13 protein-coding genes are annotated in these 20,164 nt (G+C 46.3%); 3 read left to right on the top strand and 10 right to left on the bottom strand.

Annotated elements, in window-relative coordinates; translation table 11 throughout:
* Positions 1 to 65: 65 nt before the first annotated feature.
* Together IT233_08265 and IT233_08270 are read right to left on the bottom strand one after the other, a co-directional pair.
* Positions 66 to 2,141 (bottom strand): SpoIIE family protein phosphatase, encoded by a 2,076-nt coding sequence (locus IT233_08265; GenBank protein MCC7302621.1) that lies wholly within the window; start codon positions 2,139 to 2,141, stop codon positions 66 to 68.
* 6 nt (positions 2,142 to 2,147) lie between these two features.
* Positions 2,148 to 4,214 (bottom strand): tetratricopeptide repeat protein, encoded by a 2,067-nt coding sequence (locus IT233_08270; GenBank protein MCC7302622.1) that lies wholly within the window; start codon positions 4,212 to 4,214, stop codon positions 2,148 to 2,150.
* A gap of 147 nt (positions 4,215 to 4,361) precedes the next feature.
* Between IT233_08270 and IT233_08275 the strand changes: the two genes are divergently transcribed.
* The gene (locus IT233_08275) at positions 4,362 to 5,900 is read left to right on the top strand and encodes a glycine--tRNA ligase (GenBank protein ID MCC7302623.1); all 1,539 of its coding nucleotides are present in this window, start codon (positions 4,362 to 4,364) and stop codon (positions 5,898 to 5,900) included.
* 4 nt (positions 5,901 to 5,904) lie between these two features.
* Here the strand turns inward: IT233_08275 and IT233_08280 are convergent, their stop codons facing one another.
* The 8 genes from IT233_08280 to IT233_08315 all read right to left on the bottom strand — a co-directional run bounded on the left by IT233_08280 (position 5,905) and on the right by IT233_08315 (position 17,485).
* Complete coding sequence (locus tag IT233_08280; GenBank protein ID MCC7302624.1) at positions 5,905 to 8,454, bottom strand: gliding motility-associated C-terminal domain-containing protein; 2,550 nt, start codon at positions 8,452 to 8,454, stop codon at positions 5,905 to 5,907.
* Between the two features lie 12 nt (positions 8,455 to 8,466).
* Positions 8,467 to 9,087 (bottom strand): T9SS type A sorting domain-containing protein, encoded by a 621-nt coding sequence (locus tag IT233_08285; GenBank protein ID MCC7302625.1) that lies wholly within the window; start codon positions 9,085 to 9,087, stop codon positions 8,467 to 8,469.
* Positions 9,088 to 9,340: 253 nt separating this feature from the next.
* A complete protein-coding gene (locus tag IT233_08290; GenBank protein ID MCC7302626.1) occupies positions 9,341 to 10,423 on the bottom strand; it encodes a hypothetical protein in 1,083 nt (360 codons plus the stop codon).
* Positions 10,424 to 10,473: 50 nt separating this feature from the next.
* Entirely contained in the window at positions 10,474 to 11,343 is an 870-nt protein-coding gene (locus IT233_08295; GenBank protein MCC7302627.1) for an Omp28-related outer membrane protein, read from the bottom strand.
* A gap of 11 nt (positions 11,344 to 11,354) precedes the next feature.
* Positions 11,355 to 13,013, bottom strand: coding sequence for a hypothetical protein (locus tag IT233_08300; GenBank protein MCC7302628.1), 1,659 nt, complete (start codon positions 13,011 to 13,013; stop codon positions 11,355 to 11,357).
* A 20-nt stretch (positions 13,014 to 13,033) separates the two neighbouring features.
* Positions 13,034 to 13,558: a TlpA family protein disulfide reductase gene (locus IT233_08305; protein MCC7302629.1), complete on the bottom strand. Its 525-nt coding sequence runs from the start codon at positions 13,556 to 13,558 to the stop codon at positions 13,034 to 13,036.
* 44 nt (positions 13,559 to 13,602) lie between these two features.
* Positions 13,603 to 15,504 carry a T9SS type A sorting domain-containing protein gene (locus tag IT233_08310; protein ID MCC7302630.1) on the bottom strand — a complete coding sequence of 634 codons (1,902 nt, stop codon included), beginning with the start codon at positions 15,502 to 15,504 and terminating at the stop codon, positions 13,603 to 13,605.
* A 79-nt stretch (positions 15,505 to 15,583) separates the two neighbouring features.
* Positions 15,584 to 17,485, bottom strand: a complete 1,902-nt coding sequence (locus IT233_08315; GenBank protein MCC7302631.1) for a T9SS type A sorting domain-containing protein — start codon at positions 17,483 to 17,485, stop codon at positions 15,584 to 15,586.
* Positions 17,486 to 17,693: 208 nt separating this feature from the next.
* Here IT233_08315 and IT233_08320 point away from each other — a divergent pair, with 208 nt between their 5' ends.
* Positions 17,694 to 19,229, top strand: coding sequence for a hypothetical protein (locus IT233_08320; protein ID MCC7302632.1), 1,536 nt, complete (start codon positions 17,694 to 17,696; stop codon positions 19,227 to 19,229).
* A 201-nt stretch (positions 19,230 to 19,430) separates the two neighbouring features.
* The gene (locus tag IT233_08325) at positions 19,431 to 20,156 is read left to right on the top strand and encodes a T9SS type A sorting domain-containing protein (protein ID MCC7302633.1); all 726 of its coding nucleotides are present in this window, start codon (positions 19,431 to 19,433) and stop codon (positions 20,154 to 20,156) included.
* The last annotated feature ends 8 nt before the right edge of the window (positions 20,157 to 20,164 follow it).

Raw genomic sequence — 20,164 nt, forward strand, 5'->3', positions numbered from 1 at the left:
ACTTGCTAACAAAATCGCCTGAGGTGTATTCCTAAGCAGCTAAACCGAAACAGGTTGAAAACCAGTCAGTAGCGAATGCCGATCAGCAGGATATCATCCACTTGCTCCAGGTTCCCTTTCCATTCTGCGAGGGTATCATCCAGCAGCTTAACCAAGACATCCCCGGTAAGGCCGCTGTGGGTTTGCAGCAGCGCCATAAGGTTTTTGTATTTGAATTTCTTCCCCCCCGCCTTTCCGTATTTTTCTCCTCCGAACTGGTCGGCATAACCGTCGGTAAAAAGTATGAGCAGGTCATTTTTCTCGAGCCGGAAAAACTTATTGCGGAATTCTGATTCAACCATATGGTGTTTCCCCACCGGCATTTTATCCGGAGGCAATTCCAGTACTTCATTCTTTCTGACGATCCACATGGGATTATTGGCACAGGCGGCGCTAAGTTCGCCTGACTTTCGGTTCAGCCTGATCATCACCGCATCCATGCCATCTTTCCCTCCTTCGGCATCTGCCGCCAGTGAGCGGATTACCTGTTTCCGTACATAATTCAGCATGGCTGCCGGATCTCCGTCCGGATGCCGGGTCAGCGCCTCGTTGAGAAATGTAATATTCAACAGGCTCATAAAAGCTCCCGGCACGCCGTGACCGGTGCAGTCACCAACGCAAAGCAGGCTGTCGCCCGCGGGTGTTTCCTCCGCCCAGTAAAAATCGCCGCTTACAATATCCTTTGGCCGGTAAAAAATAAAATGATCTCCGAGAATTTTCTGCATTTTGATATCGCTTGCGATCAGCGCCTTCTGAATCCTGCGCGCATACTGAATGCTCCCAAGGATATCTTTATTCTTGTCTTCGATAATATCCTTTTGCAGTGCAATCTCTTTTGTTCGTTCGTTCACTTTGTTTTCCAGCACTACATTTTGCTCCCGGATAATGCGCTCATTTTCTGTAGCCGCCCGCAGTGCTTCGGCCTGGGCAAGTTGTTTTTCTTTCGTGGATATATTCAGCTTATCCCCAATGGCGAATGAAAGCATAATAGCCTCCATCGCACCACCGATCTCCAACACTACAATGGCTTCATCATGATAAGGCAAATGAATAACATCCACCATTATGAGAAAGAACAAGCCGATAAAATAAGAACCGAATCCCAGCAGGTAAAACTTTGCCGGCCGGTAACCACGCAGATAAACCACAATGCCTACCACCAGTGTGCAAACTGCGAATAACATACCACCGAGCTGAAGTAGAGAAAATCCCGTGCGGCCAAATCCCAGAAGCGTAAACAAAAATGCAGTGGCAGGCAGTACCAGCAATGCAATCATGATTTTCCTCCATACAGGTGCATATTTTGCCAGGTTGAGGAACGTAATAGTAAAAAGCACTCCAAACACACTGAATAGTGCCGGTATAATAGTTGACTGGCTGATCAGAACCACATCCATCCATTCAGGAAGAAGGATGAGGTACCCGTTGACGATGGATACGAACAGGGCATTAAAAACCATATAGCCCACGTAATACAGGTACACCGATTCCCGATTGGTTACATAGAGAAAAGCATTGTACAGTATCATCATAATGATCAGGCCAAAATAAACACCGTGCAGTCGGTTTCCCTGATGGTCGTTCTCAAAAAAACGGTCCAGCGTTCCGGCCCGGATCTGAATGAGGAGGGGGGCGTAATCGAACGCGCTGATGAATACCTCTGCGGTATCACCAGGCATTATATCAATAGGATGGATCAGCCGGTAAAGGTGCAGTTCTCTTCTGTTTAGCGGCACAGTAAGGCCTAAGGTATCGAACCGCCACTCTCCATGGTTCACCCGGATGTAATAGGTGAGCCGGGTGATGCTGGGATTGTTTGATTCCAGGTACCAGGGTCCTACGCCGTCCGCAGTAAACCATCCGTGCAACCAGATCACATCCGAGGTAAGATTAAAATTCAGCACATTGGACGGACTCTGCAGAAATCTCCCCTCGCTTTTCAGCCGGCACACTGTTTCAAAGTTCAGCGAAGCGGTGCTGTCTCTGAAATACTCCAGGTTCGAACCTATTTCGCGGATCGGATCACCGGGGCGAAGGGTCACCACTTTCTCCGGCCGGAGAACCGCAGGCAAGAGCAGGAGCAGAATAAAGAAAATCCGCATCGGAGGTCAGGTCATTCGTACACCTATCACCAGCACATCGTCGGTTTGTTCGAATGCGCCCTTCCATTCCGTAAACCAGGCTCTCAGTTTTTCTTCCTGTTCACGGCAGGAGAGGCGGCTGATGCCCTGAATGAATTCACGGAATTTACGGTTGGTCATTTTCTTATTGTTAGACCCCCCGAACTGGTCGGCAAAACCATCCGAAAAGATATAGACTAAATCCCCTGCACTCAGATCTACACTGTGCGTGGTAAATGGCCTCTCAGTCACCAGGGCGGTTCCCACCGGCAGTTTATCAGGCTTGATGTCGCTGAACGTTCCGTCATTTCGGAAGATCCACAGCGGATTATTCGCCCCTGCGTACTTCACCTTATTACCCGGACTGATCACGCATAGTGCGGCATCCATCCCATCGCGGCTGTCGTCTTCCGCTCCTGTTTGCTTAAGAGAATGCTTCACCTTTTCTCTGAGTCTGTTCAGTATTTGCCCCGGATCCGTTATACCATCCTCCAGCACAATCTGGTTCAGAAAAGCATTGCCTATCATACTCATAAACGCCCCGGGAACACCATGCCCCGTGCAATCCACCGCTGCAATGATCCGGTCGCCGTTTCTTTCTCCAAACCAATAGAAATCCCCACTCACTACATCGCGCGGCAGAAGCAGGACAAAGGCTTCCGGAAAAAGCCGGAATTTCATTTCCTTCTCCGGAAGAATCGCCTGCTGTATCCGCGACGCATAGGAGATACTGTCGGTTATATCCTTGTTTTTTTGAGCGATAATCGCATTCATCTCCTGTAAGATACGATTCGATTTTTGCTTGCCCAGGTAACGCAAATAAAGAACCACTATCACCACTGCCAGTGCCGCCAGCATCAGCGCACCCGCCATGCGTGTATTTTTCACCCGTTGTTCCTCCAGTTCCTTTTCCTTGTTCAGCAGATCCTTTTCCTTTTGCACCATTTCCTTTTCAAATTCCTTCTCCGTGGCCTCCACTTTGAGTCTTTCCACGTTCACCAGAGAATCGCGGAGTTCCGTGGACAAAGTAAAATAATGCAACGCTCCTTTATAATCACCTTTCTGTTCATAGATTTTATGCGCGCTGTGGTAAAGGGAAATCAGTACATCTCCTTCCTTGAATTCACGTGCTATCTCTATTCCTTTCTTTACATATTCCTCCGCATCGTTCCAGCGCTTCAGCTGCATCAGCAATTCTGCTTTATTCTGGTAGGCAACACCCAGATTATGCAGGTATCCTTTGCTCTTACTGATCATAATAGAGGAATCCAGCATCATCATGGCTTCATTCACCTTTCCCATCTTCATCAAAGGCGTGGAAATATTGAACATTACCATAGAAACTCCTTCCCAGCTCCCCTGTGAACGGTGTAACTCCAGCGCTTCCTTAAATGTGTTATACGATCCCTGCCAGTCACCCATATACGCGTAGGTGCTGGCAATATTATTCAGGGCGGTAGATAATTTTCTCATGTCGCCCGTGCGTTCAATAATCTCCCTGGCATCCTGGAATTCTTTCAGCGATTCCTGGTACTTCCCCAGCTTGGCATACACACCGCCCGTGCCCATAATCGGCAGCACCATGTTGTTGGTATCGTTGTACATCTGAAAAACCTTACGTGCCGCCACATAGTACTCCATGGCTTCGTTGAGTTTGCCTTCATCGCTCCGGATGAGACCGATATTGTACCAAGCTATATATGCCGCCACGGAATCCTTATCCTGCAAATGCGTTTTGTACGCCAGCATATAATGATCGTAAGCCTTGATATTGCTTCCAACATTGCCATAGGCCGTACCGAGGTTGTTGTAAATCTTTCCCAGCAGCCGCAGGTCGGTTCCTCTCAAAGCGTAAGCCAGCGCAAGTTTTCCGTGCTGAATTGCTGTTCCGGGGTCGTTGCTCTTCAGCCGCCGGAGCAGCTCATAATGGGTTTTCATCAGCACGGTATCTACCTTGCTGTTATTAATGATCTGCAGGAGGGAATCGGTTTTCCGGTCGGAAGCCGTGCTGGTAAAGAGCGTAAAAAGGAGCAGAAGGATCAGGGTCGGTCTCACAGTGTAAAATTAAGGAAATAGTTCGACTCGCTCTCGCAGGCTCAAGATTCGCTCACCATTACAGGGGGGGGTATCAGAAAAAGGGGGTACCGGCTCCAACATTTGTTTTTTCTTTACAGGAACTACAATTTATTAATTTTAAGCCCGATGAACGAAGACCACTTTAAAAACATTATTTCGCACGCCAAAGAGTATGGCTTTATATTTCAAAGCTCAGAGATCTATGACGGTCTCAGTGCCGTATACGATTATGGTCAGAACGGGGCGGAATTAAAGAACAACCTGCGTCAGTACTGGTGGAAGAGCATGGTACAGCTGCACGAGAACATTGTGGGGATTGATTCCGCCATTTTCATGCATCCCACCATTTGGAAGGCTTCAGGACATGTGGATGCATTTAACGATCCTTTGATTGACAACAAGGATTCAAAAAAACGATACCGGGCAGATGTACTCATTGAGGAGCATGTGGGAAAGATCGAGGCGAAGATGGAGAAAGAGGTGGAAAAAGCTGCCAAGCGTTTTGGAGAAACCTTTGATGAAAAGATGTACAGGGCTACCAACCCAAGGGTTCAGGAATATCAAAAGCAGGTTGACTCGATCAATGCCAAATTCAAGGATTGCCTTGATCGGGGTGATTTAGAAGGGGTCCGTCAGATTATTGTTGACTGTGAAATTGTGTGCCCGGTTTCCGGGTCAAGAAACTGGACGGAGGTGCGGCAGTTCAATCTTATGTTTTCTACCCAAATGGGCTCCGTGAGTGAAGATGCGGGCACCATTTATCTTCGACCGGAGACAGCGCAGGGTATTTTTGTAAATTTTTTGAATGTGCAGAAGACCGGGAGGATGAAGATTCCGTTTGGTATTGCACAAACGGGAAAGGCGTTCCGCAACGAAATTGTTGCCAGGCAGTTTATATTCCGGATGAGGGAATTTGAACAAATGGAAATGCAGTTTTTTGTGAAGCCGGGAACCGAAATGGAGTGGTACCATCAATGGAAGGCAACTCGCATGAAATGGCACCACAGTCTTGGGTTTCCTGAAAACAAATACCGTTTTCACGATCACCTGAAGCTGGCGCACTACGCGAACGCCGCCTGCGACATAGAATTTGAATTCCCGTTTGGTTTTAAAGAACTGGAAGGAATTCATTCCCGTACGGATTTTGACCTGGGCAGTCATGAGAAATTCTCCGGAAAGAAGTTGCAGTATTTCGATCCGGAGGAGAATAAGAGTTATGTGCCTTATGTGGTAGAAACGAGCATAGGATTAGACCGCTTGTTCCTGGCAACCTTATCCGCCTCGCTGAAAACAGAAAAGATCGATGACGGTTCAGAGCGTACGGTTCTTAGTCTGCCCCCTTTTCTTTCGCCTGTTAAAGCCGCTGTTTTACCATTGGTAAATAAGGACGGACTCCCGGAAAAAGCACGTGAAATCATGGATCTGCTGAAGTATGATCACAGGGTCTTCTATGAAGAAAAAGACACTATTGGGAAGCGTTACCGCCGGCAGGATGCTGTGGGTACTCCACTCTGTATTACGGTAGATCATCAAACGCTAACGGACCAAACAGTTACCATTCGTGATCGGGATACGATGAAGCAGGAGCGGGTTGCGCTATCTGCCTTGCGCGAGATCGTGGATAAGAAAGTGAGCTGGCGGGAGGCGTTGAGGACATCAAACTGACGCCTTATCGAACCAGGTGAAAATAACCTGAATAGGTTGTTGATTGCCCATCTGCGTATTCTCCGGTGAGGAGATAATAGTAAACCCCCTCAGAAGCAGGAATACCACTCGCCGTAAAACCTTCCCACTGCATCTTGTCGCCCTGAAGATGAACGACCAAATTTCCCCACCGGTTATAGATGTCACATTTCATTTCAGACATTCCGGAATTAGGAAATAACAGAACATCATTTATCCCATCTCCGTTCGGTGTAAAAATGTTCGGGTAATATGTACCGAATACTCTTAAACATAAAGTTGTATCAACCCTACACCCAATAGTATTAAGCAAAGTAAAATCAAAACAAGCAATTCCTGTGTCCTGGGCGAAAAAGCACCAGCTACTGACTGGTGATTGGGTTAAATTAGTTAGAATATAACTGGTTGATTGTGTATTAAGGGAGTTCTGATCAATACATAACTCCTCCCCTAAATGGATGATTGAATCCGGGCTGCTCAGGGTTAAAATTGGTTGAGGGGGGGGATACGGCGTGACGGTAAAAGAAACTGGATTCGAAGGACAGTTGTTAACATCCGTCACGGACAATGTGTATGTAGTTTGGGAAGAAGGAGATGCCCAAAATGCGTTTCCATTAGACCCTTGGGGCATCCACGTGTAAGAATACCCGGGATTACCACCCGTTGCGTTAGCTATAAACAGAACACTGTCTCCCATGCAGATATTTGTGTCCTGAATGGCGCTCAAAACCAATGGAAAAGGAGACATGACTTGCACGGTGTCCTTTACCATGCACCCGTTGGAATCCGTGACTGCTACAGTGTACTGTCCCGCACCCAAGCCAGTTGGAGAGGCGGTTGAAAGCGACCCCGGCATCCATACATAGCTATACGGCGGATCGCCACCACTAGGCAATACTAGTGCTGTGCCGTTACTATACATGTAACAAGAAACATTTGTGGCGTTGCTGCTCAAGGACAGTGGTGTTGCGGGTTGCGAAACCTGAAAATTAGCCGTGTCAACACAACCAGCTGCATCAGTTACCAGTACTGAGTAGGTGCCTGCGCAAAGGCCCGAGGAGGTGAACGTTGTGGAGCCGTTCTGCCATAAAAAAGAGTACGGTGCAGAACCACCGAAAGGATTTGCATAAGCAAACCCGTTGCAACTACCATTGCATGTAGCAGAGGCAACGATCAGATTTGATTGCAATACCGGAGGCTCTGTTAATGAGATTAGTGGCTGAATTACACAACCATTAGCATCCGTAATTGAAACGGAATAAGCTCCTGCTGGTATTCCTGATATAAAGTTAGTAGTTGCGCCAGTCGACCATAAATATGAATATGGGGGTGTACCTCCCAGAGGTGAAACAATAATACTTCCGTTTGTGCTACCATAACAAGTTGGAATGACTAACTGAGGATTTAAAATTCCCAATCCGGTTGGGGAAGTTATTAAAACGCTATCAGTGACCTTATAATTGCATCCAGAAGCGTCAGTAACTACGATCGTGTAACTTCCCGCCGATAATCCCGTTGCCGACTGTGTTGTTTGAACAGGGTTAGTCGACCATGAATAAGAATATGGTGGAATCCCCAAGCTGGGATAAGTAGTAGCTGTCCCCGTAGCATTACCGAAACAATCTGCCGGTAAGCTATCTGTAAATGTTAGAAGTACAGGAAGGTTATTGCAATTGAGGCAACAAGTTGATCTGGAATATGCCCATTTTACTGCAGCAGAGTAACATTCTGTTGAAGACATGGTTGTGCCAAAGTGAAAGTGAAGCGGTCCGGGTTGAACATAAGATATCCTGGTTGTATCAATTAGCGTCCACATTCCTGGAGTTGAATTAACAGTTGACCCTGGAAACACCGTTTGAAACGGATAGGTTTCAACGTCTGAAAGGATTATCCCCTGCCTTGAATAACTGCTATTACAAGGTAGAGACAAACCTGAGAAGAATTGTGCATAAGCCCCTGGAACATTTTTCCTGATCTCCGGACCCTCTATTAATAGAAGCTCACCATTCCAGGTTGAAATAGTTGTGTCTCTGTAAACAACTATAATGCTGGCTCCATCCATATCATTATTTGGGTCGGTCAGTATTGTCGGTAACCCGGAAATCACATACGAACCATTGCCACAGATCACAGAAGTAATATCTGCTTTGTAAAGATATGTCCCAGAAAAACCCCAACACTTATCTGTATCGCTTCCGGTAATATTCAATGGAATACTGAAACTTGACAAGGCAGGATTGGTAATATTCAATGTTACAGGAACCCCATTTCCTGAGGATTGGGCATAGAAAAAGGCTCGTTCAATGATCGCGCTCGAAGGTATTCCGGTTAAATTCATGCCCGCAGGTTGTAAAACTCCGGTTAGAGTGCCTCTTTGCGCAAGTGTTACGGAAGCAGTAGTGTACCCAAGGCCGCACTTTTTAATGTAGAAGGCGCTGTCGGAACGAGCTGATAATGAATATGTAAAAAGAAAGGTGATGATTAAAAAGATCATTCCCTTTGAAATCAACACCTTCCCAAAATTAAACGCACTCATAAGATAAATATACTACTCCTTGAGGACTTTATCAAATAACAATACTTTGTCTCCACACACCACCTGAATGAAATATAGCCCATTGGATTGATTGCGAATATCGATAGAAACTACTCCTTCCTTTGCCGTTTGCTCTTGAATCAATTCGCCAACAGAATTGTAAACTCTAACGGATTTTAACTCGCTTGAAGCGGGCAACTTCAGGTTAAATTCTCCTCCAGAAGGGTTAGGAAAGATCGTAATTTCTGAATTCGGCTTAGTTGGTGCTTCAAGAATATCCCCAATCCTGCAGCAAGAAAGGTCCTGCCTGTAAGTTACAGTCACCGCATCTGTGGCATATCCACATGTTTGATGAGTTACTGTAACAGTATAGGTGGTTGTAGCACCCGGTGCAGCAGTTGGATTAGCGACAGTTGTACTACTTAAGCCTGTTGACGGAGACCAGCTGTAACTAAACAATGTACATGAACATCCTGTAGAACTCCCGGTTGGACTTCCGCCAATAGTTGGTGGTGCACAACATGGCATTTGAATTGTGTTTGGTCCTGCATCTGCTACAATTGTACATTGAGCATTGACAAAGACTGCACTAAAGATTATTAGAGCAGTCAATATTAGCTTTGTGTTTTTCATTTTTCACATATTTATGCCCTTCACAAGCCAAAAGGGATTTGGCTAAAAATTAAATGTCGCGAACATTTTTGCCAAACATATGAACAAGGGGGGGGCATTTCCAAAAATATTTTTTGCGGAAATCCGTAGGACAAAAAATGTATAAATGAAAACGGCCGAAATTAAAGGGCCAAACGACTTCACTTAATAGAAGTTAGAAGAAAATCAATAAATGAAAAGAAGAAGAAAAATATTTTAAATTTATTTGGGTGTCCTAATAAACATACGCTTTCCCCTCCCACAACGCATTCACGGTATTGATTCCGGTGGTGTATAAAACCACATCATGGAAGAGAGAAAGATCGCGGATCTTTTCAGTGGTAAGATTGCGTTTCAATTCTCCGGCAGAGAAAATCGCCAGCTTCTCGTAGTAATCCATGTACACCAGCTGGCTTTGGATCATCCCATAAGATTTTGGTAAATAATTCTCCAATTCATATTCCTTCCCGTCATAAAACACTTTGAACTGATTTCCCATCATGTAGCTCACCAGGTTATCGCGTGCAATCAGATTGGTGGGTTCAAACTGCGAGATCTGCTGTGTTTTTCCCTTGTAAAAAATCTTAAAGTTCCCATTGTAATCCAGGTACGCCACCGTATTGTCAGAGGTATATGAATACTTCGGAATCTGAGATTCCAGGTCGTAGATCATTCCATTGTAAAAACATTTGAAGTTCTGATCAAAATTATCAGTCCACACCAGAATGTTCGCCCCTCCCTGCCATTTTCCCGGATGATCTACGCCCATGTCCCAGATTTCATTCTTCCAAAGTAATTTCAGATTGTATCCGGCATCTGTCCATGAAAACATATTCTTCTCCATGCGGTATGTCCTGATAGTAGTGGTTTCTACCTCCCGGCTGATCTCTACGGTTGTATCGCGCAGGGTAATCTCCAGGATGCTTCCCGGCTGCTTTATCACCCTCAGAATACTGTCTCTTGCATCCGCCTTGCACCAGTCGCAAATCTCGGTGGTTATTCCGCTTCTGAAAAGATATACATGCTTGGCGTATTCATACACCACAAAATCCTCTCCCACATGATAATAATCAAAATATTCCGTAATAAGTTTTTTCTTCCCTCCGTAGAATGCTTTCAGCTTTTCATCGTTTGAAACATACACCACGAAATGACGGGTTACTTTAAAGTCATTCACCTTCAGGTTCTCAGCTTCCCAGAACATTCCATGATCAAAGACAATAAAATAACTTCGGTAATCGTGAAAAGCCGCAAGGCCCTGTGCGGAAGAAGAGAAATCTCCGAAAGAGCAAATCAATATGATGATGAATATCCTCATAGGCCTCACCCCCGTCTCCTCTCCACCGGGTGGAGAGGGGGGAAGTTATTTTATCTTACTCGCACTTCCTCCGCCTGGATTACCTGGCGGTAGGTAGGAGAAGCAGAATTGTCGTCATAGAAAAACGCTACGATGTGGCACTTGGTGTCGTCACAGGCAATATTTCCGTAAGTGTTTTGGATGGTATAATTAAAGGGTGTGATGATGCTGTCTCCGGCCATAACCGTGGTAGAAATAAGTGTGTCTCCCCAAGCGGGTGTAATATTATCCCTTAGCACGTGTCGGTGCATGTAAGTCATCACATCCGGCGGAATCGCATTATTATCTAACTGCGGAGCTATGATACTGTCCTGCATCAGTACCATTACCAGTTTATAGAGGCCGGTAAAATTCTCATAGAATTTAGTCTTCAGAGTTCCGGTGATGGTTCTGGTGCTTGAATTATACGTGTGATCAATAGTTAGGTAAGCGTCTGGCAGTGCCGTTACCATTGTATCTACAAAAGAAGTCCAGGCTCCCCAGGGAATATTATGCGCAGCAGTCGGGAACCCAAGCCTGTTAATCATTCCACTTGGTGTAACCACCAGGTTAAAACCGGTAAGGCCAAACCAGGTATCTCCAACGGTGGTGGTAAAATTATTGGTATATGGGGCCGATGAAACTGTGGAAAGAAATCCGGCATGCACGCTCAGGATCACTACCTGCTCACCATAGGCATCATGCAATTGCTGGGCCATTACTGCTGCGGGCGGACAGGTACCACAGCGGTGACCGGTATAATCTTCAATAAGAATCTTTCTGCGTTCTACTTCAGGTCCCGGTGTTGGATTTCCGCTGGTGTTTTGAACCGGGCTCTTCACGTAATCACAGGATACGAAAAAAAAGAGTGTAAGTCCGAAAAGGGTATGTAAGTGTTTCATGCGTACAAAAGTTAGAAACTGGTACTGATCTGAAATGTAAATCCGTTACTGGCAGGAACATACCTGCAAACCCCTCCAACACAAAAAATCCCGGCTCTTTGCTTCCCGTATCCCAGGGTCATGCGTGTGGCATTCTTTACATATCCCACAGAACCATTGAAATAATGAATCCTGTTGGTGTATGCTCCTGTTGTATCCTTAACGGGATTATTGTAATTGTATTGATCTGTTGCCGCAAAGAAAAACCGCTCTCCAAGGGTAAACTCTGCAAGTCCCTGAACCCAACTCATGTCCTCCTGCTTTTTACTCAGATGTTGCGCCTCAATTCTTAAGGCGTTTTCGTCCGACACCCTGAACGTGAGATCTGCAACAAAAATATGGCTGAAAAAATCCCCGTGGCCGGGTTTTCCCTGGATCACGGCGATATCGTACTGCTGGTAGGAATACAGAAAGGTTCCCTTCACTTTTTTGGTGAACTTTTTGGTGATCTCAATATTCAGATCCTGGAAATAGATATTATCTCCGGGAGGAAAATATCCGGCTTCATATCCGATCAGGGAAATGGTATCGTTCAATTGGGTGGTATCCAGTGCATGAGAGGCAGAATAATTTATAGCCAGGTCCATGCCGTATTTTCCACCCAGTTTAGTTTCCTTCTTGAATTTATACATGAATTCGGCCTGATAGCCCAGCTCCCCGTTATTTTGGGAGGCATACGGATGGAAAGCCATCAGTCCGTACGTATGCTGCCGTACAAGGGCGGGATTAAAGTTTATAGTGCTGAAATTTCCATTGGCATCCCTGTCAGATTTATAAGACATGTTGTCAATCCGCTTCACTCCCACTAAAAACCCAATACCCTTTTTTGAATAACTGGCCTGTACAATAGCTCCTTCGCCGTGATTGTAAATATATCCGTTATCGTTGCTGGGATCATTGATTTTGTAGGCATATTCCGCATTGATCTTAAAATTGCCATGGCTGATGATAAATCTTCCTGCGCTGAGGCCAACATTTTGGGGAAGGATCAGGTTGGGATTGCCATCGGCCTGAAATTTAGAAACAAAACTTCCGCCCAGGATCACTTTGGTTTTCTTCTCTTCCCATTTTTTCACAAACTCATTCAGATTCAGTTCTCCGTCGAGTCCACGAACCAATCCCGAGTAATTGAAAAACTTTCGCTGACGACCGATCAAACCTTTCAGGTACACCCCTTTTACCGGTTTAAAGATCACCCTCACCCCATCCAGTGAATTATCAATCCCCAGTCCGCGCTCTTCGTAAATACGCAAAGACAACCCGTTTCCGAATTGCTCATAAAAATTTCCCACGGTCACTTCAAGGTCGTCCACTTTATAGCTGGCATACCGGATGGCAATGCCGGTTCCCTTGTACCCGGGATCATATCCCTGCAGCACATTCAGGTAAGACTCATAGCGAACCCCGGCGTTAAAATGGCCACGGGTATACGTGAGGTTGCAATATCCGTTAAAGAGCCACTTTTCCGGAACTTCCGGTGCGCCTATGGCGGAATCAGGATTGTAATATTGGCCGGTGGATTCAAAACTCCCGCGGATCTCACCGGAATTATTCGGTGCGGGAGTGTTTTCTTGGGAGTAGGTGAATGTGGAAATGCTCAGGGTTAAGACAAGGATCGCTGCCTTTTTCACAAACAGGTTTTTAAGGTTTATTATTCCGGCTTTTTTCCTGCCGCAACATTTTTGATCACTTCCAGCAATTTAGCTTCTCCGCCCTCCGTATAGGTAGTGGTTTCCCAAACCACCTCTCCTGCCCCGTTCACCACAAACACATGAGGTACATTATTCACATTCATCGCCCGCTTGAAATCCGAATTCTCGTCCAGGAGAATATCGTATTCCCAGCCTTTGCTGTCAACGTATGGCTTTACTTTGGCGGAACTCTTGGAATCGTCAATTGAAACGGCCACAATCTTCACTCCGGTCTCCTTCTGCCACTCGCTGTAAACATCCGCGATGGCATTCAGTTCCTTCTTGCAGGGCGTACACCAGGTTGCCCAGAAATCAATCACCATGGGCTTCCCGTTGTTCGAAAGCTTTCCGGTATTGAATTTCTGGCCATCCAGCGTTTTTATATCCACGGCCGGCACTTTTTTCCCATCAGAAATCCGGACTGTAAAGGCGGTAAAGAGTACCAGAGTACTCAGTGCAATGGTGCTTAAAATGATCTTTTTCATGTCGGTGTTAAATGGTTTACCTCACTACTCAAAAAGAACGCCAATTATTGCTGGATGGTCAGAAGCTTCGTAACTTTTTGACCGTCAACGATCAGGCTAACCATATAAACTCCATCCGGAAGGGTAATGCCATTCGAGAGGTTAACATTACCGGAAATCCGGGTTCCCAGGTCGCGGCTGATAATTTTTTCGCCTGTAACGGTGTACACCTCCACGCTCACCTGACCTTCATTCAACAGGGTGAAATCAAGATTCGCATTCCCGCTGGACGGATTTGGATACAGGTTGAAACCAATCACGTTGGTGTTTTCTTCCACTCCGGTACTGTTTACGATATTGATATCGTCGAGGTACAGGTTATTTCCTGAATTGGAGATACCCACAAATTTGATGATCACATCATTGTTTCCTGCGAAGGCGTTCAGGTTAACGATTTCGTTTCTCCATGCAGTGGCATTCGGGGCAAACACAGCGGTTTGCGGATTAGTGGTTTTCAGGTTGCTGCCGCTCTTACTGTACACGGTTGTCCAGGTGGCACCGCAATCGGTTGAAACACGTACTTCAAGTTTATCAATAGAAAGTGTATTGTATTGTGCATAAGCCACATTAAACGTAAGTGAAGCCGCGGTGGTATTGGAACTCAGGTCTACCATAGGAGCTACCAGTTCATCATTGGTATTGGCTGCAGCGTTAAAGAAATCCATTTTCGCTGACGAAGCAGAGTTTCCGAAACCTCCTCCGCTGGTCCATCGGGTCCAGGTATAAGCATCTGTGTTGCCAACGGCCCATTCGCTGGGAGGCCAGGTTGTGTTCTCGTATCCTTCGGTAAGTGGTGCGGAAGAAGGAGTAAGACTAACTACGAAATTATATACCTGCGTATCATTGGAGGGATACTGATCACCGCCCCCGTTCGGGTTGGTGGTCCATACCGTGAGTGTATGGCTTCCGTCGCCGGCATTAATGGTAGGAATAACAACGTTGGCGAAAGCCTGGGGGGCCAGGTTTCCGGTCCAGTTTATCACCTGCGGCGAGTTGGCATCGAGCTGATAATTTACATCAACCGAAGTCAGGTTGTTTGAAGAAATGTTGGTTATGGTGGCTGTCAGGTTATACGTCCCGGTGCAATTCACCACAGTAGTGTTGTTGATGGAATTCACCCCGGCGTCGAATTGGATGGTGTTGGGAGCGGAGTAAGCTGACTGGTGAACATCCTTAGTGGAGTTGTTTTCCTGAATGAATGCCACAAAAGCGAGTTCATTGATATTGTATATGTAAGAAGGTACAGCAACCGCGAAGTTGAGCGTTTGAGTTTGCGCATTCGTCCATGTACTGCCCAGTGTTGTTCCGTTGGCATTGGGATACATTTTACGCATTACCATAAAGAAGTCCTTTTCTCCGTTACTTCCCGGAGGGGTGGTAAAGTGGATCTCCTTTTCAACCATTGCCAGATGAAACTTCAGTGCGGATGTAGCGGTAAAGGCTTGTGCGGCGGTGATCACCACGGTTACATAAGCGGAGTCAAAATCATTCGACATCACGTGAGTGAGCTGCAGGGCAAACGGAGCCGGAGTGCTGTACCGGTTATTGATTTCCGTCTGGCTGAGACAAACCGGGGCGCCGGTATAGGCATTACAATCATTCACAATGGCCGGTCCATCCAAACGTCCGTGCGGCACACCTGTAACGTTATAATAGGTTACACGGGTTTGCACATCGGTAGGATTCTGCGCATTCATCGGATCCACACCCGGCCAGGATGTCTGGTACTTCAGCGATACCGCTTTGGCCGTATTGGCAGCAAGCAGGGCGTTAAACGAAGGGTTCTGGGAAGCGCAGGGACCGCAGGAGGCCTGGGTAAATTCTTCTACGAACACCAGGCGTTGCGTTTGTGCTTCTGCGAACATTGCGGCTCCGAGAGCCAGTGTGGAAAGGATGAATTTTTTCATTGTTGCTTTTTTAGAACGGGATGCTTTAAAAAAAATCCGGGACCGGAAAAAGTTCCGGTCCCGGTAAAACAGTAATCGGTCAATGACTGATTGTTACTTTTTGGGTGATGGTTTGTCCGCCAGCGGTAACGGTAATATAATACACTCCGCTGCTCAGGTCTGATCCGTCAACAGAAAGCGTATTCTCACCGGCATTCATAGAGCCGGCTGGGATTTCTTTCACCATTTCTCCCATTACATTATACATACGTACGCTCACCTCTTCCGACTGGTTCAGGAACAGGCTGATGGTAGCGTTTGCGGCAAAGGGATTTGGGAAAACAACCATTCCCGAAAGGCTCTCATGTTCTTCAACAGAGGTAGTGTTGGCAAGGTTGATATCATCAATGTACAGGTTATTTCCGTAAGCAGAAGTGGCGGTGAACTTAATGAGCACGCTGTTGTTTCCTGCGTAGGTATTCAGGTTCACGATCTCGTTTCTCCACTGCGTGGCATTGGGGGTGAATGCACTTGTGGTGGGATTGGCTGTTTTAAGGGTTGCACCCGATTTACTGAACACGGTAGTCCAGGAAGAACCGCAGTCGGTGGAAACTTTTACTTCCAGGCGGTCATTTTCGCTGGAATACTGTGCATAGGCTACGTTAAAGGAAAGTGATGCCGAAGTGCTGGAACCGGAAAGGTCAGCCAGAGGCATATAGAATTCATCTACGTTTCCAGAGGTACTGTTAAAGAAATCCATTTTTGCGCAGGCAGTTGAATTTCCGAAACCACCGGCTCCGGTTCTGCGGGTCCAGGTTGGTCCGTTATCCGGGTTTGAGATTGCCCATCCGTTGGGAGCAAAGGTGGTGTTCTGGTAACCTTCAACCAAAGGTGTGACATCCGGTACGGTATTGATCACAAAACTGGAAAGTTGCTGGTCGTTGGAAGGATTGTAATCCTGAACTCCGTTCGGAATTGTAGTCCACACGGTGAACGTATGGCTTCCATCACCGGCACTCTGAGAAGGAAGAACTACGTTCGTAGTTGCGCTGGGGGCCAGATTTCCTGTCCATGGCAAAGTGGTGGGAGTGTTGGCATCAATCTGCATATTGATGGTGCAGGAAGTAAGATTCACTGCACCGCTGTTGATAATAGTCACCGTGGGGGTAAAGGTTCCGGAACACTGCTGAATGGGAAGGCCGGTAAGGGTGGTTACGCCCGCGTCGTTGGTCACAGGAACAGGAGCGCTGTAGGCAGCCTGGCAGACATTTTTGTTTCCATCCTGCTGAATGAAAGCTACAAAGCCAACCTGACTGCGATTATAGATATATGCAGGAAGGACTACGTTGAAGCTCAGGGTCTGCGTTTGCGCGTTGGTCCATGAAGAAGCCAGCGTGGTACCGTTGGCATCAGGATACATTCTGCGCATTACCCAGCTGAAATCCATTTCACCATTTGTGCCCGGAGGGGTAGAGAAATTGATCTCACGCTCTACCATGGCCAGGTGCAGCTTCAGGTTACCATTAGAAGTAAACGCCTGTGCCGCGGTGATGGTAATGGTGATATAAGCAGAATCGAAATCGCTAGACATCGTGTGTACAGCGGTCAGCGAAAAAGGAGCCGAAACCGCATACTCATTGTTAATATCGGTCTGGCTCAGACAGGCCGGCGCACCGGTATAAGCATTGCAATCATTCACAATCGCTGTTCCGTCCATCATACCATGCGGAACACCGGAAACGTTATAATAGGTAACGCGGGGTCCTACCCAGGTTTGAGTTTGAGCATTCATCGGATCAACTCCGGGCCAGCTGGTTTGATACTTAATCGCCACCACTTTGGTGGGATTCGCATCCAGCAGTGTGTTGAAGGCGGGATTTTGAGAAGCGCAGGGTCCGCAGGATGCCTGGGTGAATTCTTCCACCAGTACCAGTCGCTGCGTTTGGGCGAAGGAGGCCCCGGCAAACAGACCGGCAATAAAGAGCGTAGATAGTTTTTTCATGTTTGGATACTTTTGATTTGAGTGAATAAAGTTAACTTTTTACGGTCAGCCGGCCAAGTCCGGAAAAAAACTTCCTGCTAACCCATGCAATTTCGCTCCCCGATACAGATATTTGCAACCTGAATACCCTTAAAAACGTAAACATTCAAAACGCACTTTAGATCCTTTAACGTTTTATATGTTTGATTTTTAGTACCTTAGAAAAATAATGGCTTCGGAACAACTCTTTCTTTTGATAAAATCGCTGAATCCGGAAGAAAAGCGCCAGTTCAAACTGTTTTCTTCAAAGTATCAGCGGGCCCGGGGGAATAACTACGTACGGTTGTTTGACGCAATCGACAAAATGGCGCACTACGATGAGCAGGAACTACGTGTTAAATTCCGGAAGGAAAAATTCGTGAAGCAGCTGCACGTAACAAAAAATTATCTCTACAACCTGATTCTGAATTCGCTGACGCTTACACATATTGAGAATTCAACGGATGCGCCACTGGACGGAATTCTGATTCAGGCAGAAATACTCTTTAAAAAATCGTTGTATGATCCCTGCCTGAAACTGGTAGAAAAGGGAAAAGAGCTTTCCCGGAAAATGGAACGTCCCCTTTTATTCATCGAGTTCAACGCCCTGGAACACAGGATTGCGATTAAAAAATACGATGTGGATTATTTCCGCAGAATGTCGGTGGGAGGTTATTACGAAGTAGTGAATTCCCTGAATCAACTTCGCGATTTTGTGGAATTACGCCGTTTGCTGAACTCGCTGATTGTTTTGATGGAAAAGCCTTTTGAAATGCTCTCCGACGAGGATCGGGTGAAGCTCTATGAAGAAAGCAATCATCCCATTCTGAAATCAGAACGGCCGGAGTGGATCACCGACTGCCGCATTCTTTATTTCAATTACCGCCGGCAGTTCTATGATTATACACATGATTACAGCAAAGCTCTTCAGGTGGCAGATGAGTACGCCCAGTTTATAATGGGACCGGAGAACGCACAAAAAACAGAATTGTTTTCCAGCATTATGTTTGCACTTTCCAATCTTGTGTCCGCACAGCTGAAAGCAGGAAAATACGCCGAAGCGGCGGCATCGCTCCAGCAGCTGCAGGAAGTGCACGCCCGCACCAGCGATCAGCGCATCATGAAGGATGAACGTTTATACCTTCTCAGGCTCAGTACGCTGATGCAGTCAAGGGCATTTGATGACGCCATCCGCTTCGCAGTAGATGCTGAAGATTTCCTGCAACGGTTCGATGAGAAAATATCCCGCCTTTTCCGTCTCGAGATCATCAGCCTGCTCTCCACTCTTTATTTTTATACCGGTCATTTTCAAAAATCGCTTCAATGGCGAAACCGCATCATTAATACCCCGGAAAAGGAAGTACACGAGGAGATTTATGAATACTCACTCCTTGCGGACCTGCTCATTCACCTGGAACTGAAGAATCACCAGTTGCTGCAGTACAAGCTCAAATCCGCTAAACGCTATTTCCAGAAGAAAAAGCAATACCATGCCCTCGAGTCTGCGGTGATAAAAGTGATTACTCAGTCGCAGTACAAGGAGGATCAGGCAATCCGGAAAATCTTCCGGGATTCGGAGGAAAGCTTCCTTAAACTAAAGCAGCAAAAAATCAATACTTCGTATTTCGACCAGTTCGACTTTACCGCCTGGGTAAAGTCAAAGGCCGAAAAGTGCCTGATCTGTGAAATCCGTCCCGGTGGAATACGTTCCTCCTCTAAAAAGTGATCACCGCCTGTGTTCCGGTGGGGAAAAGAAAGAGAAATAGGAACATATTAGCCTGTTAATCATTAGATTAGTAGTCTGTTTTGAACTTAGTTCCTGTCAGATTCTTACACAAACGGTGATTTCACGGTGATGCGGGGGCACAGTAATTGCTTTGGGAAGAAGGATTTCATAACTTTGTCTCTCTACATAAAACGATTCAGCATGAAGAAACTATTACTCACCCTGACTCTTGCAGGCACTGCGTTTGCGGGTATAGATGCGCAAACATCCTCTTACACTATTAAGGACGGAGCCGGAAACATAATCAACGGTCAAACCATTACGTTAACGGATGAGCCTTCCACTCCGCTCATCACTTTTGATTTTGACGTCACTAATAACGGGAATCTTCCCAAAACCACCTATATGGAGCGCCAGGAGCTTGTGCTCATACCCAGCACGCAGAATTATTTCTGCTGGGATGTGTGTTATCCGCCGTTTGTTAGCACCTCCACCAATGGGGTGAGCATCACGAACGGAGGAACCTATACACTGGGCACTGTGGATTATCAGCCGCAGGGACAACTCGGCATGTCGGTGATCCGGTATGTGATTTACGATTTTCAGAATCCGAACGACTCAGCCTGGTTCATCATTAACTGGAACATTACACCTGCATCTGTAGAAGAAGAAATGAGCGGTTCCATTCTGCCCGCTTTCCCAAATCCTGCTCTTACGCATACTACAATAAATTACGAACTGCAAGGCCGGAATGGTTATCTGAACATTTGCAATATGCTGGGCGAAATTGTGAAGGTGATTCCCGTAAGCAGCGGAAAGAATTCAGTAACGCTGGACGTAACGGAACTGAAGAGCGGTATTTACTTTTATTCTCTGGTAGCTGAGCATAAGATTCTCGCTACCCGGAAATTCACGGTTTCCCGCTGATTATTTCT

Source organism: Bacteroidia bacterium (assembly GCA_020852255.1).
Classification (GTDB): Bacteria; Bacteroidota; Bacteroidia; order JADZBD01; family JADZBD01; genus JADZBD01.